16 protein-coding genes are annotated in these 15,378 nt (G+C 73.0%); 5 read left to right on the forward strand and 11 right to left on the reverse strand.

Translation table 11 applies throughout. The features are described from left to right. Positions 1–20: 20 nt before the first annotated feature. The 11 genes from ACFTWP_RS20125 to ACFTWP_RS20175 form a co-directional block, all read right to left on the reverse strand. The gene (locus ACFTWP_RS20125) at positions 21–689 is read right to left on the reverse strand and encodes a hypothetical protein (protein WP_380265954.1); all 669 of its coding nucleotides are present in this window, start codon (positions 687–689) and stop codon (positions 21–23) included. A 100-nt stretch (positions 690–789) separates the two neighbouring features. Further along, positions 790–1,458, reverse strand: a complete 669-nt coding sequence (locus ACFTWP_RS20130) for a hypothetical protein (RefSeq protein ID WP_380265955.1) — start codon at positions 1,456–1,458, stop codon at positions 790–792. Positions 1,459–1,505: 47 nt separating this feature from the next. Beyond that, complete coding sequence (locus ACFTWP_RS20135) at positions 1,506–2,009, reverse strand: hypothetical protein (RefSeq protein ID WP_380265956.1); 504 nt, start codon at positions 2,007–2,009, stop codon at positions 1,506–1,508. Further along, positions 2,006–2,788 (reverse strand): ParB N-terminal domain-containing protein, encoded by a 783-nt coding sequence (locus ACFTWP_RS20140; RefSeq protein ID WP_380265957.1) that lies wholly within the window; start codon positions 2,786–2,788, stop codon positions 2,006–2,008. Before ACFTWP_RS20140 ends, ACFTWP_RS20135 begins: the two co-directional genes overlap by 4 nt. Positions 2,789–2,881: 93 nt before the next feature. Further along, complete coding sequence (locus ACFTWP_RS20145) at positions 2,882–4,408, reverse strand: ATP-binding protein (RefSeq protein WP_380265958.1); 1,527 nt, start codon at positions 4,406–4,408, stop codon at positions 2,882–2,884. Between the two features lie 22 nt (positions 4,409–4,430). After that, positions 4,431–4,841: a DUF6238 family protein gene (locus tag ACFTWP_RS20150; RefSeq protein ID WP_380265959.1), complete on the reverse strand. Its 411-nt coding sequence runs from the start codon at positions 4,839–4,841 to the stop codon at positions 4,431–4,433. Between the two features lie 19 nt (positions 4,842–4,860). Further along, complete coding sequence (locus ACFTWP_RS20155) at positions 4,861–6,318, reverse strand: SCO6880 family protein (protein ID WP_380266048.1); 1,458 nt, start codon at positions 6,316–6,318, stop codon at positions 4,861–4,863. A 136-nt stretch (positions 6,319–6,454) separates the two neighbouring features. Next, entirely contained in the window at positions 6,455–7,849 is a 1,395-nt protein-coding gene (locus tag ACFTWP_RS20160; RefSeq protein WP_380265960.1) for a conjugal transfer protein TrbL family protein, read from the reverse strand. 66 nt (positions 7,850–7,915) lie between these two features. After that, positions 7,916–8,602: a hypothetical protein gene (locus ACFTWP_RS20165; RefSeq protein ID WP_380265961.1), complete on the reverse strand. Its 687-nt coding sequence runs from the start codon at positions 8,600–8,602 to the stop codon at positions 7,916–7,918. Further along, the gene (locus ACFTWP_RS20170; RefSeq protein ID WP_380266049.1) at positions 8,603–8,911 is read right to left on the reverse strand and encodes a DUF6112 family protein; all 309 of its coding nucleotides are present in this window, start codon (positions 8,909–8,911) and stop codon (positions 8,603–8,605) included. Positions 8,912–9,239: 328 nt separating this feature from the next. After that, positions 9,240–10,355: a C40 family peptidase gene (locus ACFTWP_RS20175; protein WP_380265962.1), complete on the reverse strand. Its 1,116-nt coding sequence runs from the start codon at positions 10,353–10,355 to the stop codon at positions 9,240–9,242. A 488-nt stretch (positions 10,356–10,843) separates the two neighbouring features. Here ACFTWP_RS20175 and ACFTWP_RS20180 point away from each other — a divergent pair, with 488 nt between their 5' ends. The 5 genes from ACFTWP_RS20180 (at position 10,844) to ACFTWP_RS20200 (ending at position 15,364) form a co-directional block, all read left to right on the forward strand. Beyond that, positions 10,844–11,593 (forward strand): DNA-methyltransferase, encoded by a 750-nt coding sequence (locus tag ACFTWP_RS20180; RefSeq protein WP_380265963.1) that lies wholly within the window; start codon positions 10,844–10,846, stop codon positions 11,591–11,593. 167 nt (positions 11,594–11,760) lie between these two features. Continuing rightward, complete coding sequence (locus ACFTWP_RS20185; protein ID WP_380265964.1) at positions 11,761–12,549, forward strand: DUF317 domain-containing protein; 789 nt, start codon at positions 11,761–11,763, stop codon at positions 12,547–12,549. A 79-nt stretch (positions 12,550–12,628) separates the two neighbouring features. Then, positions 12,629–13,393, forward strand: coding sequence for a DUF317 domain-containing protein (locus tag ACFTWP_RS20190; protein ID WP_380265965.1), 765 nt, complete (start codon positions 12,629–12,631; stop codon positions 13,391–13,393). A 173-nt stretch (positions 13,394–13,566) separates the two neighbouring features. Further along, positions 13,567–14,088: a DUF317 domain-containing protein gene (locus ACFTWP_RS20195; RefSeq protein WP_380265966.1), complete on the forward strand. Its 522-nt coding sequence runs from the start codon at positions 13,567–13,569 to the stop codon at positions 14,086–14,088. Positions 14,089–14,773: 685 nt separating this feature from the next. After that, positions 14,774–15,364 carry a hypothetical protein gene (locus ACFTWP_RS20200; protein ID WP_380265967.1) on the forward strand — a complete coding sequence of 197 codons (591 nt, stop codon included), beginning with the start codon at positions 14,774–14,776 and terminating at the stop codon, positions 15,362–15,364. Positions 15,365–15,378 lie beyond the last annotated feature (14 nt).

Below are 15,378 nucleotides of genomic sequence, written 5' to 3' on the forward strand. Positions count from 1 at the left end.
AGAAGTGGAAGTGGGGATCTTCAGGGGCGCCGGACGGTGCGCGACGGCGGCCCGGCCGGCGGTTGCACCGGGGCGCCGGCCGATCGGTTCGCACGCAGGAGGGTGAGGGTGGTGCGGACGGCGGCGCGGGCTCGGGCGGACTTCGGAGGCCGGGTCTCGCGCAGGATGCTGACGCGGAAGTCGAGGCGCGCCTGTCCGGCGTACCACGGGGCGTAGTCGTCGGTGACGCCGAAGAAGCCGTTCCCGAGGACGTGCACCAGGCCGACGTAGTGGTCCGGCTCGCCGCGCGGCGTCGCGAGCAGCCACTCGGTGCCGTCGAGGGTGCGCCGGGCCTCCACCCGCAGCAGGCCCTGCGCGACCTCCTCGGTCGCCGCCCGCGAGACGGGGTCGAGGTCGTGGGCCGACAGCCGGATCCGGGCCTCGGCCGCCGCCGCGCGGGCGACCTCTTCGGAGTCGGGAAACGGACCCGTGTCGCGCAGCCACCGGAAGTGCCGTACGACGTCGGCAGGGCCCTGCTCAGGAGCGTGCCAGTTGCCGACCCGCTGCCCGGCCACGACCAGGAGGTCGACGGCGGTGGCGGCGGCCGTGATCTGCTGGTCCCTGTCGTAGTCGTAGTGGGCCAAGCCCCACGCGGCCAGCTCCGGGACCGGTTGCTCGAAGCCGCAGTGGTCGAGGATCGTGCGCACCACCGGCGCCGGCTCGCCTCCGGTGAAAGCGAACTCGCCGTGGTCGAAGTCCCAGCCGAAGGAGATGACGCTCAGGACGACTGCCCCCCGCCGCAGGGTGCGGTCATCGCCGCGGGCCGGTGGGCGGGGCCGCCGGGGCGGTCACCGCCGGGCGGGCAGCCGTCTCAGCCGGCGCTCCGGGCGGCATGTGGTCGCCGGTGGGGGAGGCCGACGCCGCGGCGGCCCTGCCGTGCTCGCGCGGTGGCGGCGGGAGTGCCAGCGGGTGGCCGAACGCCTCCTTCGCCCGGTCGAGGTCCGCGTAGTGGGTCGCGCCGAAGAAGCCGTTGCCCTCGGTCGTGAGGACGGCTGCCTCCCCGGTCGCCGGGTACTCGGCCAGCAGGTAGGTCCCGTCAGCCGCACTGGAGCGCGCGTGGACGACCAGCTGGCCCGATGCGATGTCGGCCGCGACGTGATGCATCCAGATCGTCCCCGGTTCGCGCGTCATGACCCGTTCCGGTTGAGCGCATGGCGCGAGCGCCTCCTGCTGCTCGGCCTCGGAGTACAGGCGAACGACGCGGTACCCGGCGCCGGTGAGCAGGCGGGTGGCGTCGGCGGCGATGCGGGTTCCCACGGCCGCGGAGGTGCTGCGGCGCAGGCGGTGCAGCCCGGTCGCGTCGTCGCGTACGAAGCCGGCCCGCTCCAGCAGCTGGCGGGTGGTGCGGTCGATGCCGACGGCGGCGAGAGTGCCGAGCGTGGGGTCAGCGGCGATGGTGATGAAGGGAGAGGGGGGCACGGACCTCCTTTCCTGATAATGGAGTTGGGCGCGGATGCGGCAACCGGCTACGCGACGTCGAGGTCCGGGTCGGCGTCGGGGTCGTGGACGTAGCCGAAGACGATCCTTTCCAGCTCGCCGAGCAGGAGCCCGGCGTGCAGGCGGAAGGCGTCGAGCCGCTCGGCGACGTAGTCCTGCCGCACGGTCTCGGCCTGCGCCACCCGGGCGAGGTTGCGGCTGGACAGCCGGCCCCATTCCAGGAGGTCGGTCGGCGTGGCGGAGTCCATCCACACCCACATCCCGGAGCCCAGCTTGAGGATGCCCTTGGGATGGAACATGCCGGCCTTGCGTCGCGGGTTGGGGCTGCGGCGCTCGCCCCAACCGCGCACCAGGCCGTGCGCGAGCTTGTCCATGGCCGCGGCCTGGACATGCAGGTCCAGGTCCTCGGCGGACAGCCGCCGGCGGACCTCGGCCTCGAAGGCGCCCTTGTGGAAGCGGCCGGTGTCGTCGGTGACGGCGCGGGCAGCCTCCTCGACGATCTCGTGCAGCCGGATGTCGGCGATCCCGCTCATGCGGCCTCACGCTCCCGCCACGCCTGGGCCATCTCGGCCAGGGCCGCCATCGCCTGCTCGATCACTTCGCCGGTGATCGCCCGGCCGGTCAGCATGAACTGCTGGTCGTAGAGCGCCACCGTGTCGGTGCCGCGGGACTGCGCGAGCGGCGGGACCACCTCGCACAGGAACTGGGTGGCGACCCGGCGCCGGCGGACCTCCTCCTCGGCGCGCTCCTTGCGCTCCGCCCAGGCGGCGGGAAGGCTGAGTTCACCCTCGACCACCTTGTCCGCCAGCTCCGGGTCCTCAGCGCGCAGCCGGGCGAGCTGCGACTCGCCGGATTCCGCCTGCGCCTTGGCCTCGCGGGCGGTCTTGTACGCCTCGTCCAGGCCGACAGCGCCGCTGATGACTTGGTCCACCAGGCCGGGAGCGTGGCGCACGACGGTCATGGCCTGGCCGAGCCGCCCGAGGGAGACCCCGGCCTGTTCAGCGGCTGAACGCGCGGACTGTTCGGACGCAGAACGGCCCTCTTGTTCAGCCGCTGAACGGGTCCGCGCGGTGACCATGGCGACCTGGCCCTTCGTCAGGCTGCGTCGGCGGATGTTGATCTGCAGGGCAAAGTTGGCCGGGTCGGGCCCGTCGTAGGTGGCGAACTCGGGCTCGACGCCGGCGATCTCGCAGGCCTTGAGGCGGTTGCGGCCATCGAGGAGCCGTCCCTGCACGTCGAGCATGATCGGCTGGTACTGGCCATGGGCTTTGATGTCCTCGGCGAGGGCGAGCAGTTCCTCGTCGTCGAGCATGGGGAACGTGTCGGCCGTGGGATGGAAGTCGATGATCGTGTCCTAGAGTTGAGGCGAAGGTGCGGTTGGTTCCGTGGGGTGACGGGGTGGTGGCTACGCCTTGGCGGCGGCCGGCATTTCAGGACCGGCCAGCATTCTGGAGTCGGTGTCGAACAGCTGCCGTTCGGCCGGGTGCAGGAGATGTTGGACGACGAACGACCGGCCGGCGATCTTGTAGAGGCCCCGGCCGCGGGTGAGGGCGGCGATGGCCTGGGTCTCGACGCCGGTCAGGCCGAGCAGGCTCGCGGTGGCGGCGAGTTGGTCGGGTTCCTGGCGGTAGATGATGCGGGTGGCGCAGTCGGTGAGCAGGCCTTCCGCCAGGGCTCGGCCGCGGGATCCGGCGTCACCGGCCGACAGCAGGTCGGAGAGGCGGTGGATCACCAGGAGGTTGGCGATGCCGAGGCCTCGCGACAGTTTCCACTGCTGCTGCATGCGCTCCAGCAGCGGCAGGTGGCGCATCAGGCGCCACGCCTCGTCGTAGACGATCCAGCGGCGTCCGCCGGACGGGTCGGACAGGGCGGCTTCCATCCAGGCTGAGGCGCAGGTCATGGCCAGGATCAGGCCGGTGTCGTCGCCGGCGGAGCCGAGCGTGGACAGGTCGATCGTGAGCATCGGCGCACCGGGGTCGAATTCGACGGTGCTGGGTGCGTCGAACATCGCGGCCAGGTCGCCCTGGACGAGTCGGCGCAGGGCGTGGGCGAGGTCTTCGGCGGCGGCGCCCAGGCGCCGGGCCGGGTCGCCGAGCGCGTCGTCGAGGCGGCGGGCGCTGCCGAGCATCGCGGCGACGTCACCGAGTAGGGGGACACGGCCGGTGCGCTCCGCGTCGGCGACGACCTCGTCGAGGGCAACGTCGAGGGCGGTGTGCTCCATCGGCGCCAGGTCGCGGTGCAGCACGGTGCGGGCCAGACTCGCGAGCAGCAGCAGGCGCCGCTTGCGGACCTCGCTCGCCCAGTCCGCCGGGTCGGATCCGGCGGGTGCGGTGGGCGCGTCCAGGGGGTTGAGCCTGCCGCTCATTCCGGGGCCGAGCGCGATGGTCCGCCCGCCGAGCGCCTCGGCCACGCCCGTCCACTCGCCCTTGGGGTCGCAGGGCACGTAGACCTTGTAGCCATGGGCGATGCTGCGCAGGGCAAGGGATTTGGCGAGCGCGCTCTTGCCCATGCCGATGACGCCAGCGAGCAGCAGGTTCGGATTCGTGAACCCTTCGATGCGCCCGTACAGCTCGAAGGGGTCGAAGCTGAATCCCGCCTCGGCGTGGACGTCGCGGCCGATGTATATGCCTCCGGCGCCGAGGCCTCCCTCCGCGAGGAAGGGGAACGCTCCGCCCGCGACGGCGGTGGTCATGCGGTGCGGGGGCAGGCGGAGCCTGCCGCCGCGGGCGGAGGCGGGGCCGGGTCGGCCGGCGGCGGGATAGACGGGGCGGGCGTCGAGTTCGTCGCCCTGGGCAGCGGTGCGACGGCGGGGCTGGTCGGCGAGGCGGGCCTCGCGCTGGGCCGCGGCGAGGTCTCGGCCGGCCTGGCGGCGAAGCGCCCGGCCGCTGCGGCTGGGCGTGAACAGGGCGCTGGCGCTGGTGCGCTTGCTCAAGGGCGGGCGGTCCTTCCGGGGCTCATCGGCGGATCAGGTCGGTGGGGGTGGTGAAGAGGCGGACCCGGCGCGATGCCTTGACGTGGCGCTGGCAGATCGTCAGGTCAGTTGCGCCCTCGGGAAGGCGCAGCGCGCAGGCTTCGCGGGTGGGTGTCCGGCCGTCGGCGCGCGGGGCGGCGTGGTAGGCGGCGTGCAGGTGTTCGCTGGCCTGCCAGGTCCGGATCCGGGCGTTGTGGAGCTGGTCGCCCTCGGCGGCTTCGTGGGCGCGGGTGCGGACGGTGCCCCGGTCGAGGAGCATGTGAAGTGCGACGGCGTGTTCGTGCAGGGCGTCGAGTTCGACGCGCGAGAGCGGCTGGTCGCAGGTCAGCTCGGTGTCGCCGTGGAAGGCGAGGGCGGTGGTGGCGAACCCGATCAGGGTCGTCTCGTCGTGCAAGAGAGGTGCCCTTCGGCGGTCAGAGGCGGGCCAGCGGGAGGGCGGCGGCGGTGAAGGCTTCGGCCTGCTGGAGGGTGAGGCGTCGCAGGTCGATCAGTGCGGCGACGGCGGCGGTCTCGACCTGCGCGCAGGCGCCGGAGAGATCCTCGGCGTCGTCGGCGGAGACGACGAGCAGGCCGGTCATGGCGACGTCGGAGTGGCCGGCGATCAGCTGCAGTTCGCGCCGTTTGACGTCGGCGTACTCCACGGAGTCGGCTTCCGAGTCGATCTGCCCGCGGCGCACGCGTTCGGCGGCGTCGGCCACGATGGTGGCCTTCTTGCGTTGGACGTCCTTGAGGGCGGCGTCCAGGCCCTGCGGGGTGTAGTGCAGGGAGAGGGTGCGCCGCACGCCGGACGAGTACAGCAGCTGGTGCAGGAAGCCGGCGCTGGTCTCGGTGCGGGGCCACTGCTCGATCCAGAAGACGGCGTGGTGGGCGGAGTCGGTACGGATCTTCTCCGGTTCCTCGACGAGGACGACCGGGCCGGCGGCGGCGATGTCGGCCTCCGGGCGGCCGGAGTCGGACCAGCGCTCCAGGGCGCCGAGGACGGCCGGGTCGTAGGCGGTGCGCACGACGGCGGCGATCTCGCCCGCGGTGAGCCAGCCGCCGGGGGTGAGGCCGGCGCCGCGCACGGACTGGTCGAGGGAGGCGGTGAGCTGGGCGAGGACGGCGAACGCGCCGGAGAGGCCGCCGCCGGCCTGGTTGATCAGGCGGCGGGCGACGCGCAGGTCCAGCGCGATGGCGATGTAGGCCTCGTGGGGGGCCGCGGCGGGGCCGGCGGCGGCGAGCAGGTCGGAGTAGATCGGCCCGGCCACCGGTGTGTTGGGCCGGCCGTGCTCCAGCCAGTACCGCTGGAGTGCGTCGCCGCTCTCGGGGACGGTACGCTCCAGGACCTGGATGCGTGCGATCTGCCCGGACCGGGACAGCGCCGCCAGGGCCCGGCCCCAGCCGGTGACGTTGCTGTTCTGCGTTCCCGGGTCGAGGAGCGCGAACGCCCGGGAGGAGACGCGGGTGACGGCGGTGAGGGTGCCCTGCGCCTGGTCGTGGACGGCGCCGAGGCGCCGGTCGGGGGAGGTGACGGCGCGCAGGGAGGCGGCGGTGCCAGGCAGATGCAGCAGGCCCTCGACACTGGGCCGGGTGGAGGGGCGGGCCAGCCACACGAGCTGCCTGCGGGTGCGGCGCAGCCAGTAGCGCACGCCGATCGGTGCCCACTCGGCCAGGGAACGTCCGCGCACACGCAGCACGACGGCGACGGCGAGCAGGATCCACAGCGGGGTGAGGGCGAACGCGCCGACGATGCCGACGGTCATCAAGGCGGCGAGCAGCAGAGCGCCGCCGAAGGCGGTCGCGATGAGCTGGGGGAGGGTCAGGCCGAGGAGGATGCCCCGGCGGGAGCGGGAGGGGAACTTGATCGTGGCGGGGGTCTCGCTGGTGCTCAGGAAGAAGTCTCCGGGTGCGGGGGCCGGCCCCGGCCCTCCCGGCGGGCAGGCCGGGAGGACTGGGCAGAAGCATCTCTGCGGCCGGGGAGGCCGGCGGGGGTGGGGAAGGCGCGGGCGGAGTCGGGCTGCGGGGCTGTCAGGCGGACGGCGGGCGCTGGGGGAACGTGAAGCGCTGACCGGAGCCGGAGCCGGAGCCGGCGGAGCCTGCGGGGCCGGCGGTCGGTGCGATCACGGGATCGAACGCCGGGCCGGACTCGGTGCTGCTGGGTGCGGTGCCCGGCGTCTTGATGGTGGGTGAGCCGCCCGAGGCACGGGCAGCCGGCGACCCGGCGCCGCCCGAGGGCGCCGAGGCCCCCTGGGATCCGGTGCGGGAGACGAGCGGGCTGCCCCGGTCGCCGTCGGCCCGGTCCGGGCGGCTGACCAGCGGAACGCCGCCGTCACCACCACCGCTGCGCTGCTGGCCGTACTTGAACGTGGTCGGGCTCGCCGCGGAAGGCGTGCCCGAGGCGGAACCGCCCGAGGGGTCGGCGCCGGAGGACTGGCCGCCGCTCTGCATGCCGGGAACCTCGGCGGGACCCTGGGGACTGGCCCCGCCGGCTGCTGCTCCGGCGCCTCCGCCGGAGGCTCTCATCGCCATCTGTCCGCCCTTCTTGGCGGTGGCGGTGGCGGTCTGCAGGCCGGCGGCGGTGGACCGGTGCAGGTCGTGTGCCTGGCCGTCGCCCGCCCAGTGGACGAACTTGTAGACCATGAACGGGCAGCACAGCACCAGGGCCATCACCACGAGGCCGGCGATGATGTCGGAGAGGGCCGTGAGGCCGTCCTTGGTGTCGCTGTTTCCGATCGCGGAGACGCCGACCAGCATGATGATGGTGATCACGAGCTTGGACATGACCACGGTCGCGGTGGCCTCGATCCACCGGCGCCGCCAGTCGCGGGTCGGCTCCCACGGTCCGCCCGCCGCGGCGAGCGGCGCGAGGACGACGAGGATCAGGATGCTGACCTTCCTGAAGATCATCATGCCCCAGTAGAGGATCGCGCCGACGGCGCAGCCGAGGGCGACCACCGCCGGAACCGCCCAGCCGAGGGGGGTCGTCACCGTGATCATCGAGACTTTGACCAGGCGGCGTACCGCGTCGTCCATCGAGGAGTTGGCCACCTCGAACAGGCCGCGGGACAGGGCTTCGACGACGGTGACCGCGACGCCTGTGAAGGTGATTGCGGTCATCGCGAAGAACACCGACGACACCGTGCTGGTGACGGCCTGGGCGAGGGCCTGGCCGTCGCGCCGCCAGGCCGCCCGGACGAGCGCGAAGATGAAAGTCATCACGATCATGACGAGCGCGATCGGCAGGACGATGCTGTAGTTGGTGCGGAACCAACCGGCGTTCAGGTCGACAGCGGTCGTCTGGTCGACAGCCCGGGAGGCCATGTCCACGGCGCTCTTGGCGAGGTCGCCGGCGCTCTTGGCGATCCAGTTGCCGATGCTGCTGGTGATGGAGTCCTCGACGCCGCCGGTGACGACGTCGCACAAAATGCCCGTTCCGGGCAAGTCGCAGAAACCGATGGGCTGTTCACCTCCTGGGGACCGTTGGGACGGTCACGGGTAGACGGTGGGGGCGATGGCGGCGAGCACGCAGTCCTGCTGCGGGCGGCACTGCACCGCGAGGGTGATCGCGCGGGCCTCGGCGCCCCGCCCGCCGCCCGTCCAGGCGACCTCGACCTTGCCGGTGACGGTGACGGCGTAGATGTAGGCCGCAGTCAGCGCACTGGGGTCCTTGGCGATGGCCCGCTCGTAGGCGGCGGGCAGGTGCGCCTCGGCGATGGCGGCGCTGGACGTCTGGGCGTGATCGCGCATCCGCGACCAGAGGACCGGGTCGGGGACCTGGGCCTCGACGGAGGCGCCGTCGGCGTACTGGCTCTCCGGGGTGAGCCACAGCCGCAGGCCGCTCACGAAGCTCTGCTGGTCGAGGGTGCGGGTGTCGTAGGACCAGAGGGTGCGGGCGAAGGCCTGGGCGAACTCGGTCGGGGAACTGGTGCCGGGCGGCCGGGCAACGCCCGCTCCGGTCTCGGCGCTGGCTGCGGTGGTGGCGGGGGGCGCCGTCGGGGGGGCGGCGCGGGTGGTGGCGGTAGCCGTGGGGGTGGCGGCGGGGCGGTCGCTGTGGCCGCCGCCCGACAGCCGGGCGGCGAGCCCGGCGGTCAGGGCGGCGGCCAGCAGCACGCCCAGCCCGATCAGCAGCCTTCGGTGAAACGCCGAATTGGTGCTGCGAAGCTGGGACTTGGGCATTTACTTGACCTGGGTCCCGAGGGCGGAGAAGAAGGCCACGAGGCCGTTGGCGGCGCCGAGGAGCAGGGCGACGCCGGCGGCGACGAGCGCTCCCTGCTTGCCCTTGGCCTCGGCGCCGTGGCTGCCGGTGTGGTGGCCCCAGGCCCAGACGATGCCGGCCACGCACAGCGCGCCGACGGTCGCGATGACGGCGAAGAGGTTGATCGAGGAGACGACCTGCTTCAGGACTGCCAGGCCCGGAAGGCCGCCTTCGGCCGGGGCGACACCCGGGTCGTAGGCAAGGTGGTTGAGTACCTCGGTGGCGAGGATCAAGGACAAACGTCTCTCCAGAGAGGTGATTTGGGCGTGCCGGGGCGCGGATCGGCGCCGCTGCGGCACGAGAGGAAGGGGGTGGCGAAGCTGTAGGTTCCGGCCCTGCTTGTCAGGGCACGTGCCGCCGACCTGCGGCTCCAACTGCTGTCCGATCGACTTGTCGTCGGACTTATCCGGACGAGCTGTCGCGGAAGGCGGCGCCGCGTAACCTGGACGGAAGGCCGCCGAGCAGATGACCTGAGACTTTCCGAACGATCTGTCGGAAAGGACAAGTTGATGACAGATTGACTGGAGCCTGACAGATCTGGCCGGAACCTACAGAAGCTCAGGCGACGACCCGGCGGATCGCGATCACGCCGGATTTCCAGGAACTGAACTCGGCGATGCGGACCACGTCACCGGTGTGCGGGGCGTGCACCACCAAGCCGGAGCCGATGTACATACCGACGTGCTCCGGGCCGCTGGCGCCGGGCTCGGTGAACAGCAGGTCGCCGGCCCGCAGGTCGGCCACCGCGACGGCGCTCCCGTCCCGGACCTGGTCGTAGGTGACGCGGTCGAGGGTGACGCCGGCGGCCTTGTACGACTGCTGCGTCAGGCTGGAGCAGTCGCAGCGGCCCATCGGGTCCGGCCCGTGGCTGGCCGTACAGGAACCACCCCACTGGTACGGGGTGTTGAGCTGCCCGAGCGCCCACCGGATCGCGGACTGCACCGCGGGCGGGACGTCGGTGGGAATCTGGTAGCCGGGCGGGAGGGAACCCGCCGGGATGATGCCCCAGTCGGTGTCGGTACCCGAGGGGGTGCAGGATCCAGGCGACGCGGGAGCAGGCGCAGTCGCGCTGGCCGACGGTGCGCCGAGCGCTGTGCCGATCGCCTGCCGAAGGGCGCTCGCAAGCAGTTCCCACTGGGCGTAGGCGTCCGGGAAGCCGCTGCGCTGGACCGCCTGCGCGGCGACGGTGAGCGGCAGTTCCTGCCACCCGGCCACCTGCAGCAGCGCCTTGTAGAAGGCGGTGCTCGCGTACACCGGATCCTGCAGCTGGGCGGGTGTACCCCAGCCCTGGGAGGGCCGCTGCTGGAACAACCCGAGCGAGTCCCGGTCACCACCGGAAAGGTTGCGCAGCCGCGACTCCTGCATCGCCGTGGCGAGGGCGATGACCTGACCCCGGGCGGGCACCTGCAGGGCGATACCGGTGGCCACGATCGCCTCGGCCATCGGAATCTGCACGGTCGGCAGGTCCAGCCCCTCCACCGCGTCGGTGGGAGCGGCGGCCCCGGCGAGGATGGCCTTCACCGCGGCCTCCACGGCCGCGCTGTCCACAGCCTGTGAACCACCGGAGGGGCAGGCCGCCGACGCCTTGCCGGCGGAGACGACCATCAGCGGAAGGATCACAAGGAACGGGGCGAGCAGCGCTGCGGCGCCGAGGGCAGCGACGAGCTTCTTCACAGGCTCCGCCGGCGGCCCGGACCTCCTCGGTGCGGGCCCGGACAGCGGGCGGACAATGTGGGCAGGGGAATTCCCGTCACGTAGCGGGCTCCGATCGTGTAGGCAGCGGCGCGGGATACTCGTCCCAGGGCGTCCACGCGCGGCCGGGGTGCGGAAGAAAAGGCCGGTGCAGCGGCCCCGTGGCTCCGAAGAAAGTTCCAGCTTCCGTCGGTGCAGGTCAGGGGGAGTGTCTCCCGGCGCTGTTGAAGACAGTAATCGCCGGGATATCCCCCCGGCAAGAAACTCATGGATATCCACGAGAATTATTGGATTCCTTGCCGGGGGGATATCCCGGCGATTAGTCTCCTATCAGGCCCAGCGGCGAAGTGCGCAGCGGGCCCTCTCCGCGCGCCCTGTCCACCGGGCCTCGCGGCCCGCCGCTCCCATCCGTGCGGCCGAGCCCCGCGCCGACCGGCGCCACCACCCAACCTGTGCGAGGACATGCCCACTTGACCAAATACACCCTCTACCGGGGCGACGCCCTGACCCGCCTCACCGAGCTGCCGAGCGGCACGGTCGACTGCGTCATCTGCGACCCGCCCTACAACTCCGGAGGCCGGACCACGCAGGAGCGCACCGGCCGCTCCGCCCGCGACAAGTACACGACCGCGGGCAGCAAGAAGGTCCTCCCCGACTTCCCCGGCGAGAACAAGGACCAGCGCTCCTACGGCTTCTGGCTGTCCCAGCTGCTCACCGAGGCGCACCGCCTCAGCGTCGACGGCGCCACCGCCTGCGTCTTCACCGACTGGCGGCAACTGCCGACCACCACCGACGCCCTGCAGGCCGGCGGCTGGCTGTGGCGCGGCATCGTGCCCTGGTACAAGCCCGCCGCCCGCCCGCAGAAGGGGCGGATCACCCAGAACTGCGAGTTCGTGGTCTGGGGTTCCAGGGGTGCAATGGACCCCGAGCGCAACCCCGTCTACCTGCGCGGCCTGCTGGAGGGCAGCCAGCCGTCCGGCTCCAAGCGGGAGCACATCACGCAGAAGCCGGTCACGATGATGCGCGACCTGGTGAAGATCTGCCCACCCGGCGGCACGGTCCTCGACTTCACCGCCGGCTCCGGGTCCACCGGGGTCGCGGCCCTGCTGGAAGGCCGCAGCTTCCTCGGGATCGAGCTCACCGACCACTACGCCGACATCGCCGAGCGGCGCCTGGCCGAGGCCCAGCAGGCCGCCGACGACGAACGCGCCCCGGCCTAGCGGCTCCAGGCCGACCCTGCCCTCCCGCCCCGCCAGTCCAAGGAGCCACCCTGCCCACACCCTGCCCCGCCTCACCCGCCACTGACGCCGACTGCCACGGTGCGGACGCCAGTCACCACTCCTGCGCCGCCGACTGGACCATGCACGAACTGGCGTCAGGCGACGAAGTGCTCGTCAGCCCCTGCCAGCGCGTGCGGGTCGAGGAGGACCTCGGCGCGACGTGGGAACCGGCGCTCACCGTCGCCGCCTACTCCGGCCCCACGGGCGACGCCCTGTGGCGCGCGCGTTTCAGCGGCGACGCCCCCGACGAGGTACTCCAGTCGTTCATGTGCGCGCTCGCCTGCGACCTCGCGGAGCCCGATCCGCGCGACCAGCAGCGGGCCCTTCGCGGACCAGCGGCCGAGAACGCCTCCGACTGCCTGCCGGACCTCAGCTGGTGCCCCGCCGCCGGCAGCGGAACGTTCTGCGGCTGCCGCAGGACCTTCGGCCTCGACCACACCTACCGTGCTGAGCGCGGCTGGGTCCTGTGGGGGATCGCCGACGGCGGGCGCTGGCGCGTCACTTTCGACGACGTCACACCCGCCCACCTGATCACCGCTGCCTGCCGGCCTCTGGCAGCGTCGGTGGTCTGCGGACTCACCGGGACCGCACGCCTCACCGGGTCGCCCGACGATCCTGACGGCTCCGACGGCTTCGGTGACCTCGTCGAGGCCGGGACCGCACCGGCCGGTGAGCCGGCGGAGCCGTCCGCCCGCTCTCGCCGCTCCCGCGCCAAGGGCGCCCCGCTGGAGACCGTCCTTCAGATCGCCCGCGAAAGCCTGCAGGGCGGCGGCGGCCTGAGCGCGACCACCGTCGCGAAGGCCGTGCGCGAACGCGGCGTCGGCATCGGCACCACCCGGGCCGAGCAGGTCGCCGCGATCCTGAAGGCCGAGCGGGCCGCAGCCGCCGGCCAGTAGCCCTTCCCTCCCGTGTTCCGGCAGTGGCCCGGGCGCCCGCCCGGGCCACCGCCGACCCCTCACCCAGGAGCCAGCACCCATGGCGCTCGACCGCGCGCTCACCCACGACCTGCCGATGACCGTCTTCCCCGGATACCTCGCCGGTCCCGGCGAAGCAGAGATGGCACTGGCCGCCTTCCTCGACGGCCGCGAGGAGTGGAACCACCACCACCCGGACGCCCACAGCACCGTGGCCGTCCACGAGGACACGACGACGCTCATCACCCTCGACATCGACCCGACAGCCGTATCCCGATGGGCCATCGCCTCCTACCGCAGCCCGCGCGGCCTGCTGGAATGGACAGCGACGTTCAGCTCGAACGCGCCGGCCGAGGCCGCACTCGCCGTGGCACGGCGCCTGTCCTGGGCCCTCGCCCAGCCCACGGACGAGCAGCGCGACACCCACCTGTGGGGCACCGAAGAACAGGACACCGACGAGCAGATCCAGGCCGAGGCAGCGCGGGCGGGCTGGACCAGCACCGGCGACACCAGCACGACGATGACCCACGAGAGCGCGGACCGGACCGCCGGCCTCACTATCCGCGGGTATTACGAGCGGCCCGCCAGCGCCGATACCGACCAGGTCTTCACCCTGTGGGCCGGCCCCGCAGGACGCCAGGACCCCCACTGGCGAGCACAGTTCACCCGCTTCGCCCCGCCCGCCCTCATCCTCGCCGCCCTCCACACGCTCACCCGCCCCGCCCCCTACCAGCGCCGCGCTTCCGAGATCCCCATGTACCACCGCTCCTATCTGCGTACCCACCCCGTCACCCGCCCGCGCCCGGAGGCAACCCCTGCCCGCTGACACAACCGGCCCCGGCCCGCAGCACGACGAGGAGCAGGTCGTCGTCGAACACGGCTTCCTCGCCGGCCCCGGAGATCCGGACGCCGCCCTCGCGGAGTTCCTGGCGGGCTGACGTCGACCTCCATACCCCGCACGAGATCGTCCTGGCCGTCGCCGACACCCTCTCCCACGCCATGGCGTACACCGGCGTCGCCTGGGAGGAAGTCCTGTGGGGCCGCCGCCCGACCCGTACCCTGCTGGCTGAACAGTCGCGCGAGGCCGGCTGGCGGGACGTCAGCACCGAGCGGGAGATGGCCTTCCAGAACACCGACGCGACGGCGGCCCTGATCCGCTGGGACGGCGGCGCCCACCACGGCGACCCGGACAGCCAGGACCACCCAGCCAGGGTCGTCCTGTGGGGACAGCCACCCGGCGGACAGAGGTGGTACGCAACATTCGCCGCCCACACCCCGACCCGGCTGATCACCGCCGCCCTCGGCCACCTCACCGACCCGGTACCCGCCCTGCGCCGACGCGCCGAGATGCCCGCCGGCCACCACGAGGCGATCACCGTCCGGCCCAGCCCCCTGGCGCCCCGCGCCCAGGCCGCGACCCGGCGTACCCCGCTCGCCGCCATCCCCGCCGAGCGATGGGACGCCGCTGCCCGGACAGTCGCTGCCGCCCATGCCAACCGCCCACCACGGACGAGGACCTGACCACCATCACGGCTCAGGCCGGCAGAGCCCGCACCAGAGCGAACCAACCCGGTGACCCCAGGCCAGCCGCGACCGTCCCTGCGGGCACCACCATCGGCCTGCCCCGCACACCGTGGCCGAACTCCCGCGGCGTGCCGCCACGGCCACCACCTGGAGACCCATGGCCCCCGACGACCCCCTGCTGGCCGTCTCCCCCCGCCACCTCGCCGGCGCCGGGCGACACCGACGACGCCCTCGACTTTCTCACCAAGAAGCGCAACTGGCCGCACCATAGCGATCCCGACACCGGCACCCCGCCGCCAACCTGCCCCACCTCACCATCACCGACCCGGCCAAGGCCGTCACCCGGTCGGACGCCGCTCGCGCCCTCTCGCCCGCCGCCGCAGGCCGCGCGACACCCGTCACTACGTCCTCGCGCGCCGCCCGGCCGCAACCGGAGCACAGCCGGGCCGCCCGATAGCCAAGGCACCGCGGCAGCCGCCAGCGACGACCTAACAGCCACCATCCATCCGGATCCGGCCCATGCTCGGCCGCCTGCCCGCAGCCAGAAGGGACCACGCCCATCCCCGACCTGACACAGCCCTTTCGGATCAGCCGGTCGCCGCACACCGGCACCGTCGCCGAGGGCCCCTGGAGCCAGTTCGCGATCGGCCTCCTGGAGCGCGCCGGATTCGCGCGGATCGACATGATGTCGCGCGAGTACTACGCCAGACTGCCCCTCCACCTGGACGAGCGCGCCCAGAACCGGGCCGCCAGCGCGGCGGCCAACATGCTGAGCGCCGCCGGCTTCACCGTCGACCTCGATCCCGGCCTCGGCGGGCCGCCGCAGCCGGGCCCGTTCGTCCCCAGGCCGGTGCCCGACGCTGTGGGCGCGGTGAAGGACCTGACGGTGCGGCTGCACTGGGAGGCCGGACACCACGAGGCCGCCACGCTGACCGACGAGGCCTTCGGCCCCGCCGGCGTCATCGTCGGCCTCAGGAACTTCGCCGAGGAGGCGGCGGCGTGGTGCGCGCGGCTGGGCCATGTGCCCGGCGACGAGCTGGCCGACCGCCTCACCGGGGTGGCCCGGGACCTCGCCGCGCTGGCCGGCCGCGTCGAGGACGTCGGCTCCGGCATCGCCGCGATCGGCTCCTCCTGGGACCGGCTCGCACCGAGTCCCCGCAGCACCGCCGCGCGCACCACCTCGACCACCTCGACGGCCGCGCCCGCAGCTGAGCCGCCCGCCGGTCCGGCCCCGCCGCCCGCCGACCCTCCGCCCCGGGGCCGAACCCGCTGACCCCACACCCCCAT

This window comes from Kitasatospora sp. NPDC057015 (genome assembly GCF_042673745.1).
Taxonomy (GTDB): domain Bacteria; phylum Actinomycetota; class Actinomycetes; order Streptomycetales; family Streptomycetaceae; genus Kitasatospora.